The 19,483-nt window shown below is 68.0% G+C and carries 18 protein-coding genes; 6 read left to right on the forward strand and 12 right to left on the reverse strand.

What is annotated here, in order from left to right; genetic code table 11:
• Positions 1-1,937 (reverse strand): sodium:solute symporter family protein (locus AC5E6L_RS03135; RefSeq protein ID WP_491771227.1); only part of this gene is annotated, 1,937 nt, incomplete at its 3' end.
• A gap of 111 nt (positions 1,938-2,048) precedes the next feature.
• Here AC5E6L_RS03135 and parC point away from each other — a divergent pair.
• Positions 2,049-4,325: a DNA topoisomerase IV subunit A gene (parC, locus tag AC5E6L_RS03140; protein ID WP_491771229.1), complete on the forward strand. Its 2,277-nt coding sequence runs from the start codon at positions 2,049-2,051 to the stop codon at positions 4,323-4,325.
• Positions 4,326-4,344: 19 nt separating this feature from the next.
• Here the strand turns inward: parC and AC5E6L_RS03145 are convergent, their stop codons facing one another.
• From AC5E6L_RS03145 to AC5E6L_RS03160, 4 genes are all read right to left on the reverse strand, one after another.
• Positions 4,345-5,031: a response regulator gene (locus AC5E6L_RS03145; protein WP_491771231.1), complete on the reverse strand. Its 687-nt coding sequence runs from the start codon at positions 5,029-5,031 to the stop codon at positions 4,345-4,347.
• A 98-nt stretch (positions 5,032-5,129) separates the two neighbouring features.
• Entirely contained in the window at positions 5,130-5,450 is a 321-nt protein-coding gene (locus AC5E6L_RS03150) for a DUF1475 family protein (RefSeq protein ID WP_491230858.1), read from the reverse strand.
• Positions 5,451-5,592: 142 nt separating this feature from the next.
• Positions 5,593-6,393, reverse strand: coding sequence for an N-acetylmuramoyl-L-alanine amidase (locus AC5E6L_RS03155; protein WP_491771233.1), 801 nt, complete (start codon positions 6,391-6,393; stop codon positions 5,593-5,595).
• The gene (locus tag AC5E6L_RS03160; protein WP_491771261.1) at positions 6,393-7,100 is read right to left on the reverse strand and encodes a TerB family tellurite resistance protein; all 708 of its coding nucleotides are present in this window, start codon (positions 7,098-7,100) and stop codon (positions 6,393-6,395) included. The genes AC5E6L_RS03155 and AC5E6L_RS03160 overlap by 1 nt, the downstream gene beginning before the upstream one ends.
• A gap of 138 nt (positions 7,101-7,238) precedes the next feature.
• Between AC5E6L_RS03160 and AC5E6L_RS03165 the strand changes: the two genes are divergently transcribed.
• Positions 7,239-10,937 (forward strand): hydantoinase B/oxoprolinase family protein, encoded by a 3,699-nt coding sequence (locus AC5E6L_RS03165; RefSeq protein ID WP_491771235.1) that lies wholly within the window; start codon positions 7,239-7,241, stop codon positions 10,935-10,937.
• A 42-nt stretch (positions 10,938-10,979) separates the two neighbouring features.
• Here the strand turns inward: AC5E6L_RS03165 and AC5E6L_RS03170 are convergent, their stop codons facing one another.
• Positions 10,980-12,356 carry a serine hydrolase domain-containing protein gene (locus AC5E6L_RS03170; RefSeq protein ID WP_491771237.1) on the reverse strand — a complete coding sequence of 459 codons (1,377 nt, stop codon included), beginning with the start codon at positions 12,354-12,356 and terminating at the stop codon, positions 10,980-10,982.
• Positions 12,357-12,487: 131 nt separating this feature from the next.
• Between AC5E6L_RS03170 and AC5E6L_RS03175 the strand changes: the two genes are divergently transcribed.
• On the forward strand, positions 12,488-13,294 hold the full coding sequence (locus tag AC5E6L_RS03175; protein ID WP_491771239.1) for a glycoside hydrolase family 25 protein: 807 nt from the start codon (positions 12,488-12,490) through the stop codon (positions 13,292-13,294).
• A gap of 21 nt (positions 13,295-13,315) precedes the next feature.
• Here AC5E6L_RS03175 and AC5E6L_RS03180 read toward each other — a convergent pair whose 3' ends face one another.
• The gene (locus tag AC5E6L_RS03180) at positions 13,316-13,561 is read right to left on the reverse strand and encodes a hypothetical protein (RefSeq protein WP_491771241.1); all 246 of its coding nucleotides are present in this window, start codon (positions 13,559-13,561) and stop codon (positions 13,316-13,318) included.
• On the opposite strand from AC5E6L_RS03180, the gene AC5E6L_RS03185 reads away from it, so the two are divergent.
• Positions 13,560-13,796: a hypothetical protein gene (locus tag AC5E6L_RS03185; RefSeq protein WP_491771243.1), complete on the forward strand. Its 237-nt coding sequence runs from the start codon at positions 13,560-13,562 to the stop codon at positions 13,794-13,796. The two genes, AC5E6L_RS03180 and AC5E6L_RS03185, sit on opposite strands and share 2 nt — an antisense overlap.
• A gap of 196 nt (positions 13,797-13,992) precedes the next feature.
• Here the strand turns inward: AC5E6L_RS03185 and metF are convergent, their stop codons facing one another.
• Positions 13,993-14,904 (reverse strand): methylenetetrahydrofolate reductase [NAD(P)H], encoded by a 912-nt coding sequence (metF, locus tag AC5E6L_RS03190; RefSeq protein WP_491771245.1) that lies wholly within the window; start codon positions 14,902-14,904, stop codon positions 13,993-13,995.
• A gap of 4 nt (positions 14,905-14,908) precedes the next feature.
• The gene (locus AC5E6L_RS03195) at positions 14,909-15,943 is read right to left on the reverse strand and encodes an ArsR/SmtB family transcription factor (RefSeq protein WP_491771247.1); all 1,035 of its coding nucleotides are present in this window, start codon (positions 15,941-15,943) and stop codon (positions 14,909-14,911) included.
• A gap of 86 nt (positions 15,944-16,029) precedes the next feature.
• On the opposite strand from AC5E6L_RS03195, the gene AC5E6L_RS03200 reads away from it, so the two are divergent.
• Positions 16,030-16,344 (forward strand): DUF2293 domain-containing protein, encoded by a 315-nt coding sequence (locus tag AC5E6L_RS03200; protein WP_491771249.1) that lies wholly within the window; start codon positions 16,030-16,032, stop codon positions 16,342-16,344.
• A gap of 4 nt (positions 16,345-16,348) precedes the next feature.
• Here the strand turns inward: AC5E6L_RS03200 and AC5E6L_RS03205 are convergent, their stop codons facing one another.
• Together AC5E6L_RS03205 and AC5E6L_RS03210 are read right to left on the reverse strand one after the other, a co-directional pair.
• Positions 16,349-16,948, reverse strand: coding sequence for an MOSC domain-containing protein (locus AC5E6L_RS03205; protein ID WP_491230654.1), 600 nt, complete (start codon positions 16,946-16,948; stop codon positions 16,349-16,351).
• Positions 16,949-16,974: 26 nt separating this feature from the next.
• Entirely contained in the window at positions 16,975-17,856 is an 882-nt protein-coding gene (locus AC5E6L_RS03210) for an alpha/beta hydrolase (RefSeq protein WP_491771251.1), read from the reverse strand.
• Positions 17,857-18,090: 234 nt separating this feature from the next.
• On the opposite strand from AC5E6L_RS03210, the gene AC5E6L_RS03215 reads away from it, so the two are divergent.
• A complete protein-coding gene (locus AC5E6L_RS03215) occupies positions 18,091-19,275 on the forward strand; it encodes an aq_1923 C-terminal domain (protein ID WP_491771253.1) in 1,185 nt (394 codons plus the stop codon).
• Between the two features lie 88 nt (positions 19,276-19,363).
• Here AC5E6L_RS03215 and AC5E6L_RS03220 read toward each other — a convergent pair.
• The coding region (locus AC5E6L_RS03220) for a hypothetical protein (RefSeq protein ID WP_491771263.1) at positions 19,364-19,483 on the reverse strand (120 nt) is incomplete at its 5' end.

The raw sequence follows: 19,483 nt of genomic DNA on the forward strand, positions 1-19,483 counted from the left end.
GCCTGTCGGATCGGGTGATGGTGATGTATGGCGGACGCATCGTCGAGCAGGCGCACCGTCTCGCGGGACGAGGCGCCGTCCTTCTCGAACAGCAGCGACAGGACCAGCCGCGCCGAGGACGCGCCGATGGCGCTGGCCAGCACCTGCTCGGCATAGCGCACGACGGAGATGTCGGTCGTGTCCGCGCCCACCAGCTTGCGGCCCTCGCGCAGCTCGAACGCCTCGAAGGCGCGCTCCATGCGCGCGGTGCCGACATAGCGGGCGATGGCCGCCTTCAATTCGTCGATGGTGGTGGTGGTGCGAAAGCGCTTCAGCCCGATCGTCTGCTGGGTTTCGCGCGGCACGAAGGTGACCGCCTGGATGCGTTCGAGCGGGGTGGGCATGCGCGACAGCGAGCCGGCGACCAGAAGCGCGACATTGACCGTCAGCGACCAGAACACGCCATGGACGAGCGGGTCGAACTGCACGCCGAAGAGCTGGTTCGGCCGCAGCATGGCGATGCCGAACAGACCCTCCCGGACGATCGGCGCATCGGCGCCGGCAAGGTTGGGCAGCAGGAGCGTATAGGCCCAGACCAGAAAGCCGGCGGCCATGCCCAGGAACGCGCCGCGCGCATTGGCCCCGCGCCATACCAGGCCGATCAGGAAGGCCGGGGCGAACTGGGCGATCGCGGCAAAGGACAAAAGGCCGATCGAGGCGAGCCGCACGCTCTGGTCGGCCTGCCGGTAATAGGCAAAGGCCGCCAGGATGATCAGCGCCATGGCAAGGCGGCGGATGTTCAGGATGATCTGCGACCAGTCGCCGGCGGCGGTGCGCGCCGCCGCGCCCCTGCGCCACAACAGCGCCGGCAGCACCAGATCGTTGGACACCATGATCGCCAGCGCCACCGAGGCGACGATGACCATGGCCGTGGCCGCCGACAGCCCGCCGATGAAGGTGATCAGCGCCAGCCATTGCTGGTCGGCGGCCAGCGGCAGGGCGAGCAGATACATGTCGGCCGGAACGTCCGGGCCCAGATGGATCATGCCGGCGAGCGCGATCGGCACGACCAGAAGATTGATCGCCACAAGATAGAGCGGGAAAAGCCAGGCGGCGCGGCGCAGTTCGACGTCGGCGCGGTGCTCGACCACCGTCACATGAAACTGGCGCGGCAGCATCAGGATCGCGCAGGCGCTCAAAAGCGTCATGACGAGCCAGGTCTCGCCGGCGGCGCCCTCGGCCAGCGAGCGGGCAACGGGCGGCACGGTGCGAAACGCTTCGGCGATGGGCGCAACGCCGCCGAACAGGAAGAAGGTGATCGCGAGCCCGACGGCCAGGAAAACCAGGAGCTTGACCACCGATTCGACGGCGATGGCGGTGATCAGACCGTCCTGATGCTCGGTCGCGTCGGCGTGGCGCGTGCCGAACAGGACCGAAAAAGCGAGCAAGGAGAGCGCAACGACCAGCGCGACGTCGAGCGAAAGCGTCGCCGGATAACCGGACGAGCCGTCATAGTGGCTGACCATCAGCGTGACGGCGTTGGAGATCGCCTTGAGCTGCAATGCGATGTAGGGGACCGTGCCGATGACCGCGATGCAGGCGGCGAGCGCGGCCACATGCATCGACTTGCCGTAGCGCGCGCCCAGAAAATCGGCGATCGAGGTGATGCGCTCGGACTTGGACAGGTGGATCACGCGCCGGACCAGCGGATAGCCGGCCGTGAAGACCAGGATCGGCCCCAGATAGATGGCGAAGAACTCGAACCCGTCGCTCGCCGCAAGGCCGATCGAGCCGAAGAAGGTCCAGGAGGTGCAATAGACCGCCAGGCTCAAGGCGTAGACGAGGGGCCGCGGGCGGCCAGGCGGAACCATGCGCGCGCGCCGGTCGCCATAGGCGGCGACCGCGAACAAGACGGCCAGATAACCGAACGCGGACAGCGCGACCAGCCAGCCCTGCATGCACAACTCCCGATCCGCGCGCATTCAACCAGAGCCGGACGGGCTTGTCTAACCGCGCCGCCGCTTGCGCGCTCGCTTGCCGCGAATCGCCCGAGCCGGTAACCAGAACCCATGTCAAAACCCGTGCAGCCACCGGGCGACGGCGACGGCTCCGGTCGCGATATCGAGCCGGTCGACCTCAAGTCCGCGCTCGAAGAACGCTACCTCGCCTACGCGCTGTCGACCATCATGCACCGCGCGCTGCCGGATGCGCGCGACGGGATGAAGCCGGTGCACCGGCGCATCCTGTATGTGATGCGCCTGTTGCGCCTGAACCCGGACGCCGCCTACCGCAAGTGCGCCAAGATCGTCGGCGACGTGATGGGCAACTTCCATCCGCACGGCGACCAGGCGATCTACGAGGCGCTGGTGCGGCTGGCGCAGGACTTCTCGGTGCGCTACCGGCTGGTCGACGGCCAGGGCAATTTCGGCAATATCGACGGCGACAGCCCGGCCGCCTACCGCTACACCGAAGCGCGGATGACCGAGGTCGGCACGCTGCTTCTGGACGGCATCGGCGAGGATGCCGTCGATTTCCGGCCGAACTACAATGAGGAGGATTCCGAGCCGGTCGTCCTGCCCGGCGCGTTTCCCAACCTGCTCGCCAACGGCTCGTCGGGCATCGCGGTGGGCATGGCGACCAGCATCCCGCCGCACAATGCCGCCGAACTGTGCGAGGCGGCGCTGCACCTGATCGAGCATCCCGAGGCGAGGGTCGAAAAGCTGGTCGAGTTCGTGCCCGGACCCGACCTTCCGACGGGCGGCATCATCGTCGAGCCGCGCGAGGGCATCGTGCAGGCGTACAGGACCGGACGGGGCGGCTTTCGCGTGCGCGCGCGCTGGCACAGGGAGGAGACAGGGCGCGGCGGCTACCGGATCGTCGTCACCGAAATCCCCTATCAGGTGCAGAAGTCCAGGCTGATCGAGAAGATCGCCGAGCTTCTGCTCGCCCGCAAGGTGCCGCTGCTCGACGATGTGCGCGACGAGAGCGCCGAGGATGTGCGCATCGTGCTCGAACCGAAGTCGCGTTCGGTCGATCCCGACCTTTTGATGGAATCGCTGTTCAAGCTGACCGACCTCGAAAACCGCCAGCCGCTCAACATGAACGTGCTGTCGGGCGGCATCGTGCCCAAGGTGATGAATCTACGCGAGGTGCTGCGCGAATGGCTCGACCATCGCCGCGACGTGCTGGTGCGGCGGTCGGGGCACCGTCTGGCACATATCGAAAAGCGCCTCGAAGTGCTGTCGGGCTTCCTGATCGCCTATCTGAACATCGAGGAGGTGATCCGCATCGTCCGCTTCGAGGATGCGCCCAAGAGGGAACTGATGGCCGCGTTCGATCTGACCGAGGCGCAGGCCGAGGCGATCCTGAACCTGCGCCTGCGCGCGCTCAACAAGCTCGAAGAGGTCGAGATCCGCAAGGAATTCGACCGGCTTGCCCAGGAGAAGGACCAGATCGAGCGGCTGCTCGCGTCCAAGGAGGCGCAGTGGAAGATGATCGCCTGGGAAATCGGCAATGTGCGCGACGCGTTCGGCAAGGACACCGAACTGGGCAAGCGCCGCACGACGTTCGCCGAGGCCCGGCAGATCGACCTTGAAGCGGTGCAGCAGGCGATGATCGAAAAGGAGCCGGTCACCGTCGTCGTTTCCGAAAAGGGCTGGCTGCGGGCGATGAAGGGCCACCAGATCGAAAAATCGGCGCTGACCTTCAAGGAGGGCGACGCGCTGAAGACCGCGTTCCCCGCCCACACGACCGACAAGGTGCTGGTCTTCACCACCACCGGCAAGTTCTACACGATCGGCATCGACCGCCTGCCCGGTGGACGCGGCCATGGCGAACCGATCCGCCTGATGGTGGACATGGACAACGACGCCGACATCGTCACCGCCTTCGCGCACGCGCCGGGCCGCAAGCTGCTGGTCGCCTCGTCGGCCGGCAACGGCTTCGTGGTCGGCGAGAGCGATGTCGCCGCCAACACGCGCAAGGGCCGGCAGGTGATGAACGTCAAGATGCCGGACGAGGCGGCCCTGTGCCGTTTCATCGCGACCGACGGCGGGGCGGGGCCCGATCACGTCGCCGTCGTCGGCGAGAACCGGAAGCTGCTGATCTTTCCGCTCGACCAGATACCCGAGATGGCGCGCGGCAAGGGCGTGCGCCTGCAACGCTACAAGGATGGCGGCATCAGGGACGCCAAGGTGTTCGCCATGGCCGACGGGCTGAGCTGGCAGGATTCGTCGGGCCGCACCTTCACGCGCAGCGCCGACGAACTGGCCGAGTGGCTCGGCGTGCGGGCCGGCGCGGGCCGCATGGTGCCCAAGGGATTTCCGCGCTCGGGCACGTTCGGCTGAACGGCGGAGACATGCCCGATCAGGCGGGTGGCCGGTCGCCCCCCTCGTCGCCGCGCAGCATGTCGGCGCCGATCCTGGACAGGCGGATGACGGCCTGGGTGCGGCTGTCGACGTTCAGCTTCTGCAACACCGCCGAGACATGCGCCTTGATGGTCGCCTCTGAGACGCCCAGCTCATAGGCGATCTGCTTGTTCAGGAGCCCCTCGGCCAGCATGCCGAGCACGCGCGCCTGCTGCGGCGTCAGGGTGCGGATGCGCCCGATCAGATCCTCGACCTCGGGATCGTGCTCGCTGCCCAGGTCGATGCCTTCGGGGATCGCCACCCCGCCATCGAGCACGGCCTGCACGCTCGCGCGGATCGCCTCGGTGCCGGCCGACTTGGAGATGAAGCCCGCCGCCCCCAGATCGAGCGCGCGGCGCACGGTCGCCGGATCGTCGCTCGCCGAGACGACCGCCACCGGCACCGCCGGATAGGACGCGCGCACGGCGACCAGCGCCGAAAGACCGCTGGCGCCCGGCATGACCAGGTCGAGCAGCAGAAGGTCGAGATCGTGCTCGCGGTCGAGAACGGCGATCGCCTCGTTGAAATCGCCCGCCTCGATCATGGCGTTGCTCGCAGGCCCGCCATTGACGAAGCCGCTCAGCGCCGACTTTATGGCGTCCCGAAACAGCGGATGGTCATCCGCTATGCAGATTTTCGTCGTCATTGCCGCCCTCCCCGAACGCCTGCGGCGCAAGCGGGCCGGAAACCGGTCGGCCCGCGCAAAGACCGCATCGCCAATTAGACGGATTGACGGCGCCGGCGTCAAGTCGCCGAGGCGTGCGCGCCCATCAGCCGGCGGCGCAGCCTGGGCAGCCTGACGACGAACCAGACGACCGCCCACACATTGCCCAGGAAAGGCAAGGGGGCGATCCAGAGCACGGCGCGGATACCGCCGCCCTCGAAGCAGGCGATCACGATCGCGATCAGGAAAAAGCCGAGATAGAGGTCGGCCAGGGTCACGATCCCCCACGGATCGGCGGCGATCGCATCGAACGAGGCCCAGAAGTCGGCCACCAAGGAGGCCCACAGGATCAAGGCGGCGAACGCGGCGCCCAGAACCGCGACGATCATGCGCAACACCATCACACCTCACCTCCAGGCCGCACCGGGGCCACACGGTCCAAGATAGGCCGCGCGCCGGCTTTTCAATGGGCGCATACGGCAGCGGAACGAAGCGCGGCCATCAGGCCGAAAAGGCGGCAAATCAAAACCGCCTGGCGAAACGCTACCTTGCCGGCGACACCCGGCCGAGCGAGGGATGAAGCCGCAGGACGCGATTGAGCGTTTCGATCGTGGAGATGTCCGCCACGCCGTCGACGCGCTCGGGCCGGTGGCGGCGCTGGAACGCCTCGACCTGGATGCGCGTGCGGTCGCCATAGACGCCATCGGCCCTGGCATCGAACCCGTAAAGGCCGCGCATGGCCTGAAGGGCCGAGACCGGCCGGCCCACATCGCCCGGCGCAAAGAAACGGCCGCCACCGACCGGAACCGGCGCCACATGGACGGCAGCGCCGGCATCGGCCAGCCGCGACCAGGGAAAGCGCTCGCCAGGGTCCAGCTTGCGACCGGGTGCGACGTCCGAATGGGCGATCACACCGTGCGGAGCGATGCCGTGCCGCACCATGACCGCCCGCGTCAGCGCGATCAGCGCGGCGGTCTGCGCGTCCGGATAGTCGGGCAGGCCGAAGGCGTGGCCGCCATTGGCGATCTCGATGCCGACCGACGCCGAGTTGACGTCCGTGACGCCGTGCCAGAAGGAACGGCCGGCATGCCAGGCGCGCGCGGCCTCCGGCACCATCTGGACGATGCGTCCGTCCTCATGGACGATATAGTGGCTGGAAACGGCGCTTTCGGGCGCGCACAGCCAGTCCTCGGCGGCCTCGCCGGTCGCCATGCCGGTATAGTGCAGCACGATCAGGTGCGGGCCGGCCTCGATGCGCCGCGCGCCGAAATTGGGCGACGGGCGCACGATCGCCCTGTCGTGATCGGCTTGGAACGCCGCCGGCGGCGGACCGGCCGCGCTCATCACCGCCTCAACTCCGGCTCGACCTGATCCCAGGCGGCGTTGATCGTGGCGATGCGCGCGTGCGCGATGGCGTGGAACTCGGCGGGCACGCCGCGCGCGGCCATGGTGTCGGGATGGTTGTCGCGCACCAGATCATGGTAGCGGCGGCGCGCCTGGCGATGGTCCATACCGGGATGAAGGCCCAGAATGCGCCACGGATCGCCCTGTCCGACATCGACATGGCGGGCGCGCACGCGGTCGAACTCGGCGTCGCCGATGCCGAAGATCGCCGCAACGTCGGTCAGGAAGGCCAGCTCCTTGTCGTGCACGACCCCGTCGGTCTTGGCGATGTGGAACAGCCCGTCGAGAATGTCGCGCAGCATCGGGCAGTCGGGCCGGCCCGACCCGCAAAGGCCGGCAAGCTGCGCCGCATAGCTGCGGTAGCCGGCGACATCGCGCTTGGCGAGATTGTACAGAACGGCGACCCGTTCCACCTCCTCGTCCGGTATCTCGAAGATCTCGCGAAAGGCATCGACCTCCGCCATCGTCACCACGCCGTCGGCCTTGGCCATCTTGGCCGAAAGGGCGATCATGGCCACCGAGAAGGCCACGCGCGCGCGCGTTTCCGGATCGCCGGCGAAGACGGTGCGCACCTGTTCGACCAGGCCGCCGAGCGCATGGCCCGCCGTCCCGGCGACGAAGTCGGAGAGTCGCACCCAGATCGACATGCCGCCTGATAGTCCACGGCCGGGCAAATTGTAAGGCCGCCGGCGCAGGGCGTCGCCCGCCATCGGCCGCGCCGAAACGCGGTTGCCGGTCGGTTCGAATTCGGCCATGACGGACCCGCATAGGACAGCGGGGACCGAATGGCTGGGCAGTGGGATTTCTGGATCGACCGGGGCGGCACCTTTACCGACGTGATCGGCCGCGCGCCGGACGGCGCCCTGCATGCGCGCAAGCTTCTGTCCGAGGCCCCCGACGCCTATGGCGATGCGGCCGTCCAGGGCATTCGCGACCTTTTGGACCTTCCTTCGGGCGGCGAAATTCCGCCCGGCCGGGTCGGCACCGTGCGCATGGGCACGACCGTCGCCACCAACGCGCTGCTCGAACGCAAGGGCGACCGGACGCTGCTCCTGGTCACCGGGGGTTTCGGCGACGCGCTGCGGATCGCCTATCAGGCGCGGCCGGACATCTTCGCCAAGCGGATCGTCCTGCCCGCGCAGCTTCACGAGCGCGTCGTCGAGGTGCCCGAACGGGTGCGCGCGGACGGAACGGTCGAAACCGCGCTCGATCCCGAAACAGTGCGGCCGGCGCTGGAAGCGGCCAGGGCCGCGGGGATCGATGCCGTCGCCATCGCCTTCATGCATGGCTGGGCCTTTCCCGCGCACGAGCGGTCGGCGGCAAGGCTCGCCCGCGCGATGGGGTTCGGCCAGGTCTCGGTCAGCCATGAGGTCTCGCCGCTGGCCAAGCTTGTCGGGCGCGGCGACACGACGGTGGTCGATGCCTACCTGTCGCCGATCCTGCGCCGCTATGTGGACCGGGTGGCGGGCGCGTTGGGGATTGGTGCCCCGGCTCCACTCTCATCCCCCACCCGGCTGCAATTCATGATGTCCTCGGGCGGGCTGACGGCGGCGGAACAGTTCCGGGGCAAGGACGCGATCCTGTCCGGTCCCGCCGGAGGCGTGGTCGGCATGGTCGAGACCGCGCGCGCGGAAGGTTTTTCCAAGGTGATCGGCTTCGACATGGGCGGCACCTCGACCGATGTGGCCCATTTCGCCGGCGACTATGAGCGCGCCTTCGACACGGAAGTGGCCGGCGTGCGCATCCGCGCGCCGATGATGGACATCCACACGGTGGCGGCCGGCGGCGGCTCGATCCTCAGATATGAGGACGGGCGCTTCCAGGCCGGCCCGCAGAGCGCCGGCGCCGATCCGGGGCCCGCCTGCTACCGGCGCGGCGGGCCGCTCACCGTCACCGACGCCAATGTGATGGTCGGCAAGCTCGACCCGGCGCATTTCCCGGCGATCTTCGGGCCGGCGCGGAACGAAACGCTCGACGCGGATATCGTGCGGGAGAAATTCATGGCCCTGGCGGAGGAGATCGGCGATGGACGCGCGCCCGAACGGGTGGCCGAGGGCTTCCTGACGATCGCGGTCGAGAACATGGCCAACGCGATCAAGACAATCTCGGTCCAGCGCGGCTATGACGTGACCGAATATGCGCTGAACTGTTTCGGCGGCGCCGGCGGCCAGCACGCGTGCCTCGTCGCGGACGCGCTGGGCATGGAGGCGGTGCTGATCCACCCGTTGTCGGGTCTTCTGTCGGCCTACGGCATCGGCCTGTCGAAGACATTCGCCTCGCGCCAGCACGCCTTTGTCAAACCGCTTGAAGATGCAACGAAGCCGGAAATCAGGAGTCTTCTGAATCGGTTGGGCGCGGCGGTTGAAGAAGAACTCGAATCGCAAGGCGTCGAGGCGGACGCGATCGCCACGCGCGCGACGCTGCACATCCGCTATGACGGCACCGACACCACGCTCGAAGTGCCCTATGAGGGCGAGGACATCGCGGCGGCGCGCGCGGCCTTCGAGGCCGCGCACAGGGCGCAGTTCGGCTTCATTTCGCCGGGGCGTGCCATGGTGGTGGAGGCGGTCGGGCTCGCCGGCGAGGATTGCACCGACAATGCCCCCGCGCCCGCCCCCCACGATGCGCCCGACCATCGGCCGGAACCGGCCCATGCCGGCCGCATGTTCACCGGCGGCGCGTGGCGCGATGTCGGCGTTCATCGGCGCGGCGAGGGCGCCGTCGGGCCGGGCGCGCGGATCGCCGGACCGGCCGTCATCGTCGAGGCCAACCAGACGATCGTCGTCGAACCGGGCTGGGAGGCCGAGGTCACGCAACGCGACACGGTGGTGATGCGACGCATCGAGGCGCGGGCGGCCGCCGCCCCGATCGGCACCGACGCCGACCCGGTGATGCTGGAGGTGTTCAACAACCTCTTCATGTCGATCGCCGAGCAGATGGGCGTCACGCTCGCCAACACCGCCTCGTCGGTGAACATCAAGGAACGGCTCGATTTCTCCTGCGCGGTGTTCGACGCCTCCGGCGCGCTGGTCGCCAACGCGCCGCACATGCCGGTGCATCTGGGCTCGATGGACCGGTCGGTCGAATCGATCATCCGCCAGAATCCGGAGATGAAACCGGGCGACGTGTTCGCGCTGAACGCGCCCTATAATGGCGGCACGCACCTGCCCGACATCACGGTGGTGACGCCTGTGTTCGGGGAGGCGGGCGACGATTTCGGCGGTGAAGTCCCCCTCTCCCCCACAAAGGGAGAGAGGGAGAGCCCTGCATCGCCCCCCATCCTCTTCTTCGTCGCCTCGCGCGGCCACCATGCCGATGTGGGCGGCATGGCACCGGGATCGGCGACGCCGCGCGCCACCCATGTGGACGAGGAAGGCGTCTTGATCGACAATTTCAAGCTGGTCGACCGGGGCGCGCTGCGCGAGGACGCGTTCCTCACCCTGATGACCGACCATCCCTGGCCGGCGCGCAACGCCAGGCAGAATCTGGCCGACATCGTCGCGCAGGTGGCGGCCAACGAGAAGGGCGTTGCCGAACTGCGCAGGATGGTCGCCCATTTCACCCTGCCCGTCGTCCAAGCCTACATGAACCATGTCCAGGACAATGCCGAGGAAAGCGTAAGGCGCGTCATCGACCGGCTTTCGGACTGCGAGGCCGCCTATCCGACCGACACCGGCCAGCAAATCAAGGTCAGGATCAGCGTCGACCGGCAAAAGCGCGCAGCGACCGTCGATTTCACCGGCACCTCGCCGATGCAAGAGAACAATTACAACGCGCCCGAACCGGTGGCGCGGGCGGCCGTGCTTTATGTCTTCCGGCTGATGGTGGAAGGGCCGATCCCGATGAATGCGGGCTGCCTGAAGCCGATCGACATCGTCATCCCGGACGGCTCGATGCTCAAGCCGGTCTATCCGGCCGCCGTCGTCGCCGGCAACACCGAGACGAGCCAGCACGTCACCAACTGCCTGTTGCAGGCGCTCGGCGCGCTGGCCAACGCGCAAGGGACGATGAACAATCTGACCTACGGCAATGCGCGCCACCAGAATTACGAGACGATCTGCTCGGGCGCGCCGGCCGGGGTGATGAATGACGGGCAGGCGTTCGCCGGCGCGTCCGGCGTGCACACGCATATGACCAACACGCGCATGACCGACCCCGAAGTGCTGGAGATGCGCTATCCGATCGTGGTCGAGGGGTTCTCGATACGATCAGGCTCGGGCGGCGGCGGCAAGCACGCCGGCGGCGACGGCACGCGGCGCGTGCTGCGGTTCCTCGAAGACATGGAATGCGCGATCGTCTCCTCGCACCGCACGGTTCCGCCAAAGGGGCTGGGCGGCGGCGGCGACGGCGCGTTGGGCAAGACCGAGATCCGGCGCCTGGACGGCACGCTCGACGAGCTCAAACATGCCGACCAGACCTCGGTGAAGGCGGGCGAGGCGGTGATCGTCACCACGCCGACACCGGGCGGCTATGGGGCGCGCTGAGTTTCCTGCCCTCGGGCACCGCGGCGCCTGACGACCGTCACGTCACGGCTCCAGCGCCGCGATCACGGCCTCGATCAGGCGCGCCACCTTGTAGCGCTCGCGCGTCGGCGTCAGGCCGAGCCGGACCACGACCAGCCGCCGGGACGGGACGACCGAGACCGACTGGCCGTCATGGCCGTTCATGTAGAAGCCGCCCTCGGGCAGTTCGGGATTGTCGCCGCCCATCCATGCATTGGCGGGGCGCAGCCAGACATGGCCGTTGCCGTAGGCACCGCCCGAGGCGGGGTGCGGCGTCACCATCCAGTCGACGAAACCGACCGGCAGCAGCGGCAGGCCGTCCCAGACGCCCCGTTGCAGCATGAACTGGCCGAAGCGCGCCCAGTCGCGGGCGGTCGCATACATGTAGGAAGAGCCGACGAAAGTGCCCGCCGCGTCCATCTCCATGACCGCGCTCGTCATGCCGAGCGGACCGAACAGGGCGGCGCGCGGAAAGGCGGCGGCCCCGGCCGGATCGTCGAAGGCACCCTGCCACAGGCGTGACAGGAGCACGCTCGTGCCGGACGAATATTCGAAGACGTCGCCGGTCCTTTGGAGGGATTCACCGTCGCGCGGCTTGCCGGCGGCAAAGCCGGCCATGTCGGTCTCAAGATACAGCATGCGGGTGACGTCGGAGACCGAGCCGTAGCTTTCGTTCCATTCAAGGTCGGCCGCCATGCCCATCATCGAGCGCGCGGTGACGGCGGCCCGGCCATCGCCGTCCCAGCCCTTAAAATCGGCCGGCCGGTCGAGGTCGAGCCGCCCCTCACGCACCGCCAGGCCGACCAGCGCGGCGGTCACGGTCTTGGTGACCGACCAGCCGAGCAGCGGCGTTTCCGGCCCGAACCCGTCCGCATAGCGCTCGCCGACGATCGCGCCGTCCCTGACGATGACGACCGCCCGCATGCCTGGCCCGACGAGCGCGGGATCGTCGAGCACGGCGTCGAGCGCCTCGTTAAGGGGCGGCTCCACGCGGCCGCCCTCGGGCCAGGGCGCGTCCGCCGGCGGCGCGGCGACAGGAGGCGGCGCGGCGACCTCGGCCAGCCGCCCGGGGCCGCCGGCGGGCACCGACGAACAGCCCCGCCCCGGCCGGCGCACGGCCAGCCCGCCGCCGATCACGCCGAACAGGCCGGCGCGGACGGTGCCGGCCTCGGCGTCGACATCGACGCGCATCAGCCTGAGCAAGGGGTGCCCCGGCGCCTGCACGTCGACGGCCAGAACCTCTTCCGCATCGCGGCCGGCGACAAACAGGTTCGAGCAGACGATCTTGGCCGCGTAATTGGCGCCGACGCGAATGAGATCGGGCGGGGCGACGATCAGGGAGCCGAGGCCCGCAACGACGATGGCGGCGACGGCAAGCCCGGCCCGACGCAACAGCCGCATGCAACTCCTCCCCATGGGTCAATCGAGGTTTAACGGCAGGGCGGGGAAGGTCAACCGGACCGTGCGCCGAGGCTGGATTTGCGGTGTCCGCGCAATATAACGCTCCGGGACGACAGGACACGGAATTCGTGATGATTCGACTGGCCGGGCTCTTTTGCGCCGCGATCGCGACCCTTGCGGCGGCGGGCTGCACAGGGGTCGACCATGGGGCGCCGACCGGGGCGGTGGACGCCATCGATGCGGCGGCGGCACCGCGCTACGGCGACAGCGATCCCGTCGATGCTTGGGAAGGCGGGGCGCCGTTCGGCTTTCCGGTGCACGGTATCGACGTCTCCAAATGGCAGGGCAGTATCGACTGGCCGACTGTGCGCGGCGCGGGCATCGCGTTCGCCTTTATCAAGGCGACCGAAGGGGGCGACCTGCTCGACGAGGCGTTCATGGGCAACTGGCGCGATTCGCGCAGTGCCCGCATTCCCCGCGGGGCCTATCATTTCTACTATTTCTGCACCCCGGCGCGGCGGCAGGCGCGCTGGTTCATCCGCAACGTGCCGCGCGAGCGCGACACGCTCCCGCACGTTCTGGACGTGGAATGGAACCACACATCGCCGACCTGCCGGCTCCGCCCGCCGGCCGACACGGTGCGCCGGGAGATGGAAACCTTCCTGGACATGCTCGAACGCCGTTACGGCAAGCGCCCGATCATCTATACGACCGTCGATTTCCACCGCGACAATCTGGCCGGACACATGGACGACGAAACGTTCTGGCTGCGCTCGGTCAAGGCGCATCCGCGCGTGACCTATCCGGGCCGGGACTGGGCGTTCTGGCAGTATACCGGCACGGGCCTTGTGCCGGGCATCGACGGCGAAACGGACATCAACGTGTTCGCCGGCGACCGCGACCGGTGGCGCGACTGGCTGGAGGCGGCAACGCGCTGATCGCGGTCGTCGGATACGGCCCTACAATCGGTCGAAATCGTCCCTGGACGTGGGCATCAGCATCACCGCCGTCGCCAGATAGGCAAAACCGAAGGTGACGCCGAAGCTCATGCCGAGCAGCGCCACGATCACGGGCTTTGAGTCGGACCGCATGAACATGTCGCCCAGGCCCGACACGTTCAGCCACAAAAGCGCGGCGGCGACGGCCCAGCCGATCAGGACGCCGACCGCCGAATTGAGAACGACAAAGCGTATGAGCTTGGGCATGACCGCCAATCCCTTCACGGCGCGCAACAAGGCCAAGCTAGTCCGCAACGGCGGCGGGTCAATGCGGCATGCAGCGGATTTGCACGCCGCCGCATCGTTGGCGAACGATGCCGGACCGGCGCGGCTCGCGCTCTCAATTGCGGTGTCCTGTGCCGAAACGGAACAGAATTTCCCCTGCGCTGTTGCAATGCAGCAACGATTTCTGTTGCACGGGCGGCCAGAGAACTTACACTAAGGAGGTAATGCGCAAGGAGGTCCCCATGGATCTGACACGCTCTTTGAACGTCGTGCTTGTGTGTGCAGCCTTTGTCTTTGTCGGCGCTTTGGTGTTCGGCATCCTGTAATCCGCACAATCGAAACGCACTCGAAACGCCTTGGCCGGACGCGTGATGAGACGCGCGTCCGGCCGATCGCGATATGGGGGTTCGGCGTCAGGCGGCGGCGTCGACAGGCTCCTCGCGCACGCCGATCAGCCGACAGACGGCGAAGACGAGGTCGGGCCGGTTCATGGTGTAGAAGTGGAAGTCGCGCACGCCCCGGTCGACCAGGTCGAGCACCTGTTCGGCGGCGATCGCCGAGGCGATCAGCGCATGCGTCTTGGGGTCGTCCTCAAGCCCCTCGAACCGCTCGGCCAGCCAGGCGGGAATGTGCGCCTTGCACTTGCCGGCGAAGTTGGAGACGGCGCGGAAATTGTGGATCGGCAGGATGCCCGGCACGATCGGCACATAGATGCCCGCCTTGCGCACCCGCTCGACGTAGCGCTCATAGGTGTCGTTGTCGAAGAAGAACTGGGTGATCGCCCGCGCGGCGCCATTGTCGACCTTGCGCATGAGCATGTCGATGTCGGTGGCGAAATCGGGGCTTTCGGGGTGCTTTTCGGGATAGGCGGCGACGGAAATGTCGAAATCGCCGAACGCCTTGAGGCCGGCCACCAGGTGGGCGCCGTTTTCGTAGCCGCCCGGATGGGGCACGTAGCGCGTGCCCATGCCCGTCTGCGGGTCGCCGCGCAAGGCCACGAAACGGCGAATGCCCATCGCCGCGAACTCGCGGATGACGGCGTCGGTGTCCTCGCGATGAGCGCCAACGCAGGTGATGTGGGCGGCCGCGTCCATGCCGCCCTGCCTGTGCACATGGGCGAGCGTGCGCCGGGTGGGCTCGCGCGTCGAGCCGCCCGCGCCATAGGTCACCGACACGAAATCGGCGTTGAGCGGGGCGAGCTTTTCGATCGTGTCGGCAAGGGTCGCCTCCATCGCCTCGTTCTTGGGCGGGAAAAACTCGAAGGAGACGCGAATGTCGCCGGTGAGCGCCATGCGCTGGGTCCTGGAAAACACGCTGCCGGGCATGGCGCTACGCCGCCTCCGTCGCGGCCGCGCCGGGCCGGTTGTCATCTGCGATATCAAGGCGCGGATCGTCCGCCGCCCAGATCATCACGGTCAGCTGGCCATCCGCCGTGCCGCCCTCGACGGACAGCGCCTCGACCTGGGCGTTCCCCAGACCGGCCGCCTCGAACCAGCCCGTGACGGTCCCCGTGTCGAAGCCCAGCCGGTGGTGCCGGTGCTCCTGGCGCAGGAACTCAAGATCGTGCGGCGCGAAATCGACGATCACCAGGCGCCCGCCGGGCGCCAGGCTCCGCGCGGCCTGGGCCACGGCCGCGCCCGGATCGTCCAGGAAGTGGAGCACCTGGTGAATGGTCACAAGATCGAAGGCGTTGCGCGCCACGGGCATGTTGAACACGTCGCCGAGCCGCACCTCGGCGTGACCAAGCTCGGACGCATCGAGATTGGCGCGGGCGACATTGAGCATGTTGCGGTTGGCGTCGATGCCCACCGCCGAACGGTAGCGCGGCGCGAACAGTTCCAGCATGCGCCCCGTGCCGGTGCCGATGTCGAGCATGGCGTTGAAGACACGCTCGCCGACGATCCGCAGAAGCGCCGCCTCGACCTGGGGCTCGGGCACGTGCAGCGAGCGGATCTCGTCCCAACTTTCCGCGTTGGCCGAAAAATAGGCGGACGCCTCGTCGCGGCGCCTGCGCTTGACCTCGGCGAGCCGCTCGGCGTCGCGCGCGAGCACGGGATCGGCGGTGTCGATGCGCGCGACGATATCGGCCGCCAGCGCCCCTTGCGGGCTGTCCTGCGCCAGACGAAACAGCGCCCAGGAGCCCTCCTGGCGGCGGCGGATCAGGCGCGCTTCGAGCAAAAGCTTCAAATGGCGCGAAACGCGCGGTTGAGACTGGCCGAGGATCGTGGTCAGGTCCGAAACGGTCAGTTCGGCCTGCGCAAGCAGCCGCACCATCCGCAGGCGGCTGGGCTCGGCGGCCGACTTGAGATGCTCGACCATCGCATCGACCGTGAAAAGCGTCGCATTGTCGTTCGAAAAAGACATAAAGATATGTTTATATCATTTCCGCGACGCCGACAACAGCTAATCTCGATGCCCCCGTGCCGGCGGACACAGCCGGAGCGCCCCTCATGACGACCAGGCGCCAGGCGGCCGTTTCCGGGGCGCTTGCGCGGCTCGCGCCGATGATCCCGCTTGAGGACGCGCGGGCGGTCAAGGCGCTGGTCGCGCGCCCGCACATGCGCGGCCTGCCCGCCGACCGCGCCGTCTGGCTGGCCGCCGTCACCCATATCAGGCATGGTCGAACCGACTATGACAGCCTGCTGGCCGAAGGCTACGACCGGGACGCGGCGCGCTTTTTCGTGATCGAGGACATCAACGCGGTGCTGCGCCGCTGGCAGGCGAGGCGGCTGTTGAGCGCGGACGACGAGGCGCTGGCCGACTGAAGCTTCAGACCGGATAGACCCACTGCTCGGGCAGTTGCACGCGGACGGCTTCGCCCATCGCGACCGTGCCCGGCTTTTCGACCCAGGCGACCACGCCGCGGCGACGCCTTGCGACCTTGGGAAAGCGGAGCGCGATATGCCGGTCGCCTTCCCGGCCCAGATGGCGGGCGATCGAATCGCCGGCGATCCGGCACGGCCCGTTCTGCATGTCGATCTTGACCGTCGCGCCGCCCTCGAAGAACAAAAGCGTGGCGGCGGGCAGCATGGACAGCATCGGCACACCGGCGAGGGTGACGTTGGCGCCGATCCATTCGGGCGCCAGCATGGCGATCTCCATCTCGGCGGCGACTTCGTCCAGCTCGTCGCGGGCGACGATCGACAATTGCCGCTCGTTGCGTATTTCGGTGCCGCGCGCGTACCAGGGCTCCCGGCCGCCCGACTTGCGGGTGACACCGGCATGCAGATCGCCCGGCACGCCGTCGAACGTCAGTTCAAGCGTTTCGACCGGCGCCGTCACGAAGCTGTCGCCCGCCGCCTTGAACAGGCCGTCGACGCGCGCCTCGATGCGCTTTGCGCGGTGGATTTCAGGCGCCGTGGCACTCATCGTCGTTCTCCTTGCTATCATCGGCCTCAGCGCGTCACCCGCGCCAGAAAGCGCTCGATGGCGGCGCTCGCCCTGTCGCCGGGGCGCCCGAGCCGCGCGACGATGGCGCCGTGCGAATAGGCCGAGCCGTGGAAGACAGTCACATCGGTGCCGCGCCCCCTGAGCAGGTTCGCATAGCCGATCGAGATCGAACGCCGACGCTCGCCCTGGCTGCGCGAATAAAGGATCAGGTGCGGGGGCAGCCGGCCGTTCTTCTTGGCGTGCGTCGACGGCGACCAGCGAATCCAGTTGGGCGGCTCGTCGGTGAAGGCGGCGCCGAACATCGCGCCGATCGAGCCGCGCTTGGTGGCGTAGGCCAGAAGATCGTAGGCCTGCACATCGTTGGGAACGACGCCGCGCACCCCCCGCGCCTTGCCGGTCGCCACCGCGAGCGCCGAAAGATGCGCCCCGGCCGAGTGGCCCATCAGAACGATCCGGTTCGGGTCGCCGCCATAGCGGCGGATGTTGCGGCGGACCCAGGCGAGCGCGTCGGTGACGTCGCGCACCTGCCCGTCAATGTCGGTCCGCGGCACCTTGCGGTAGTCGATGGCGACGAACACATAGCCGCGCGCGGTCAGCCATCGCGGCTGGTTGAAAACGCGCTTGCGATCGCCCTTCACCCACCCGCCGCCATGGACATAGACGACGACCGGACGCTTGCGGGCGAACAGGCCGCGACGGACATCGGACGGCGCATGCACGTCCAGCTTGAGCCCGCGCGCATAGGTGAGCCCGTCATGGGTCCGCATCGCATGGGCCGGCGCGACCAGCATCAGCAGCGTCAGCAAGGCGGCTGCCGCGGCGAGGATCGGCGCGCACAGCGGCGGACGGGATTTCAGGACGTGGCCCGTCATGGTCTCGCCGTTCATTGCGGGCCTTCCTGCCAGTTGTTCAACCGAGCATGCCTATAGCCGATTTGCAGCCAAAGGTGGACCCGCAATCCGACGCGAAACCGGCAATGGCGGATCGGGGTTTTCAAGCTGCCAGATTGGTGTTGGAATCATGGCGTTAGGCTGTATCGGCGTGCGTGCGCCCTTGCGCACGGACGGGGCGCGCGCCAGTTCAAGCTCTTGTTCTACCGGTTCACATCAAAGGACGTTTCCATGATTGATTTCCGCTCGCTCATCTCCGCTTCGGCGGCCGCGATGACGCTGGCCGCCCTCGTTTCGCCGGCCCTTGCCCAGGTCGACGGCCGGCAGGTGTTCACCCAGCTCGCCGCCCAGCTCAAGCTCCAGGGCATCGAGGTGAGCGCGCGGGACATTCGCACGGACGGCGACGATGTGGCCATCGCCGGCCTGTCGGTGACCACCGCGCCGGGCGCCGACCCCCTCGACATCGGCGACTACGTCCTTGAGAACGTGTCGGAAACCCAGGGCGGGTCCTATCTGGTCGAGCGGATCGCCATCGCGCCGATCTCGCGCACCGAGGACGGCATCACCGTCGACTTTGCCGGAGGACAGATCAGCGGCTATCTGATCGCCGGGCCGGAAATCACCGACCCGATCCTGCGCTCGGGCCTGTTCAGTTCGGGCGAGGCGGGCGCGCTGACCGTCTCGGACGGCGAAGGGACGCTCTTCGCCCTGGAAGGGGCGACCACCTCGATGGACCGCTATTCGCCGGGCGGCACGATGGATTTCGACTTCAACGTCACCGGCATGTCGGCCGACATGAGGCGGCTGCCCGATGCCCAGGCCCGCCAGACCATGGCCGCGCTCGGCTATGAGCAACTGCGCGGCGACATCACCTCGACCGGCTCGTGGGACACCGGCTCGGGGCGCCTCGTTCTGGACGAGATGCGCTACAATGTCGACGATGCGGCCGCGCTCGACGTCACCTTCGAGATCGGCGGCTATACACCCGAACTGATCGGCGCCATGCAGCAGATGCAGGCGCAGATGCTCGATCAGGGCAATGCAGAGGCCATGAACATGGCCATGCTCGGCCTGATGCAGCAGATCGAGATCGGTGCGGCCGCCATCGAACTGACCGACGCCTCGCTGACCAACCGCATTGTCGATTTCGTCGGCGAGCAGCAGGGCATGAACCGGCAGAGCGTGATCGCCATGGCCAAGGGCGTGCTGCCGCTGGGGCTTGCGCAATTGCAGAATCCGGCCTTTGCGGCCGAAGCCACCGCCGCCATCGGCGCGTTCCTGGACGATCCGCGATCGCTGCGGATCGCCGCCGAGCCGGCCGGCGCCGTGCCCGTCGCCCAGATCATGGCCGCGGCGATGAGCATGCCGCAGACACTGATCGAAATGCTCGCCGTCTCTGTGACCGCGAACCGATAGAGCGTTACCGGCCCGATTCCGAAAACCCGGCCAAGTCCCTGATTTGGCCGAGCTTCTTGGCCGAGCTTCTTGCTTTACGCGAAATGCATCATTGCTGCGGCTCGACCCGCGGATTGACGCGCAGGCCAAGCTCGCGCAGTTGCGCCGGCGCGGCCGTCGCGGGCGCGCCCATCAGAAGGTCCTGCGCCTGCTGGTTCATCGGGAACAG

This window comes from Roseitalea sp. (assembly GCF_984466335.1).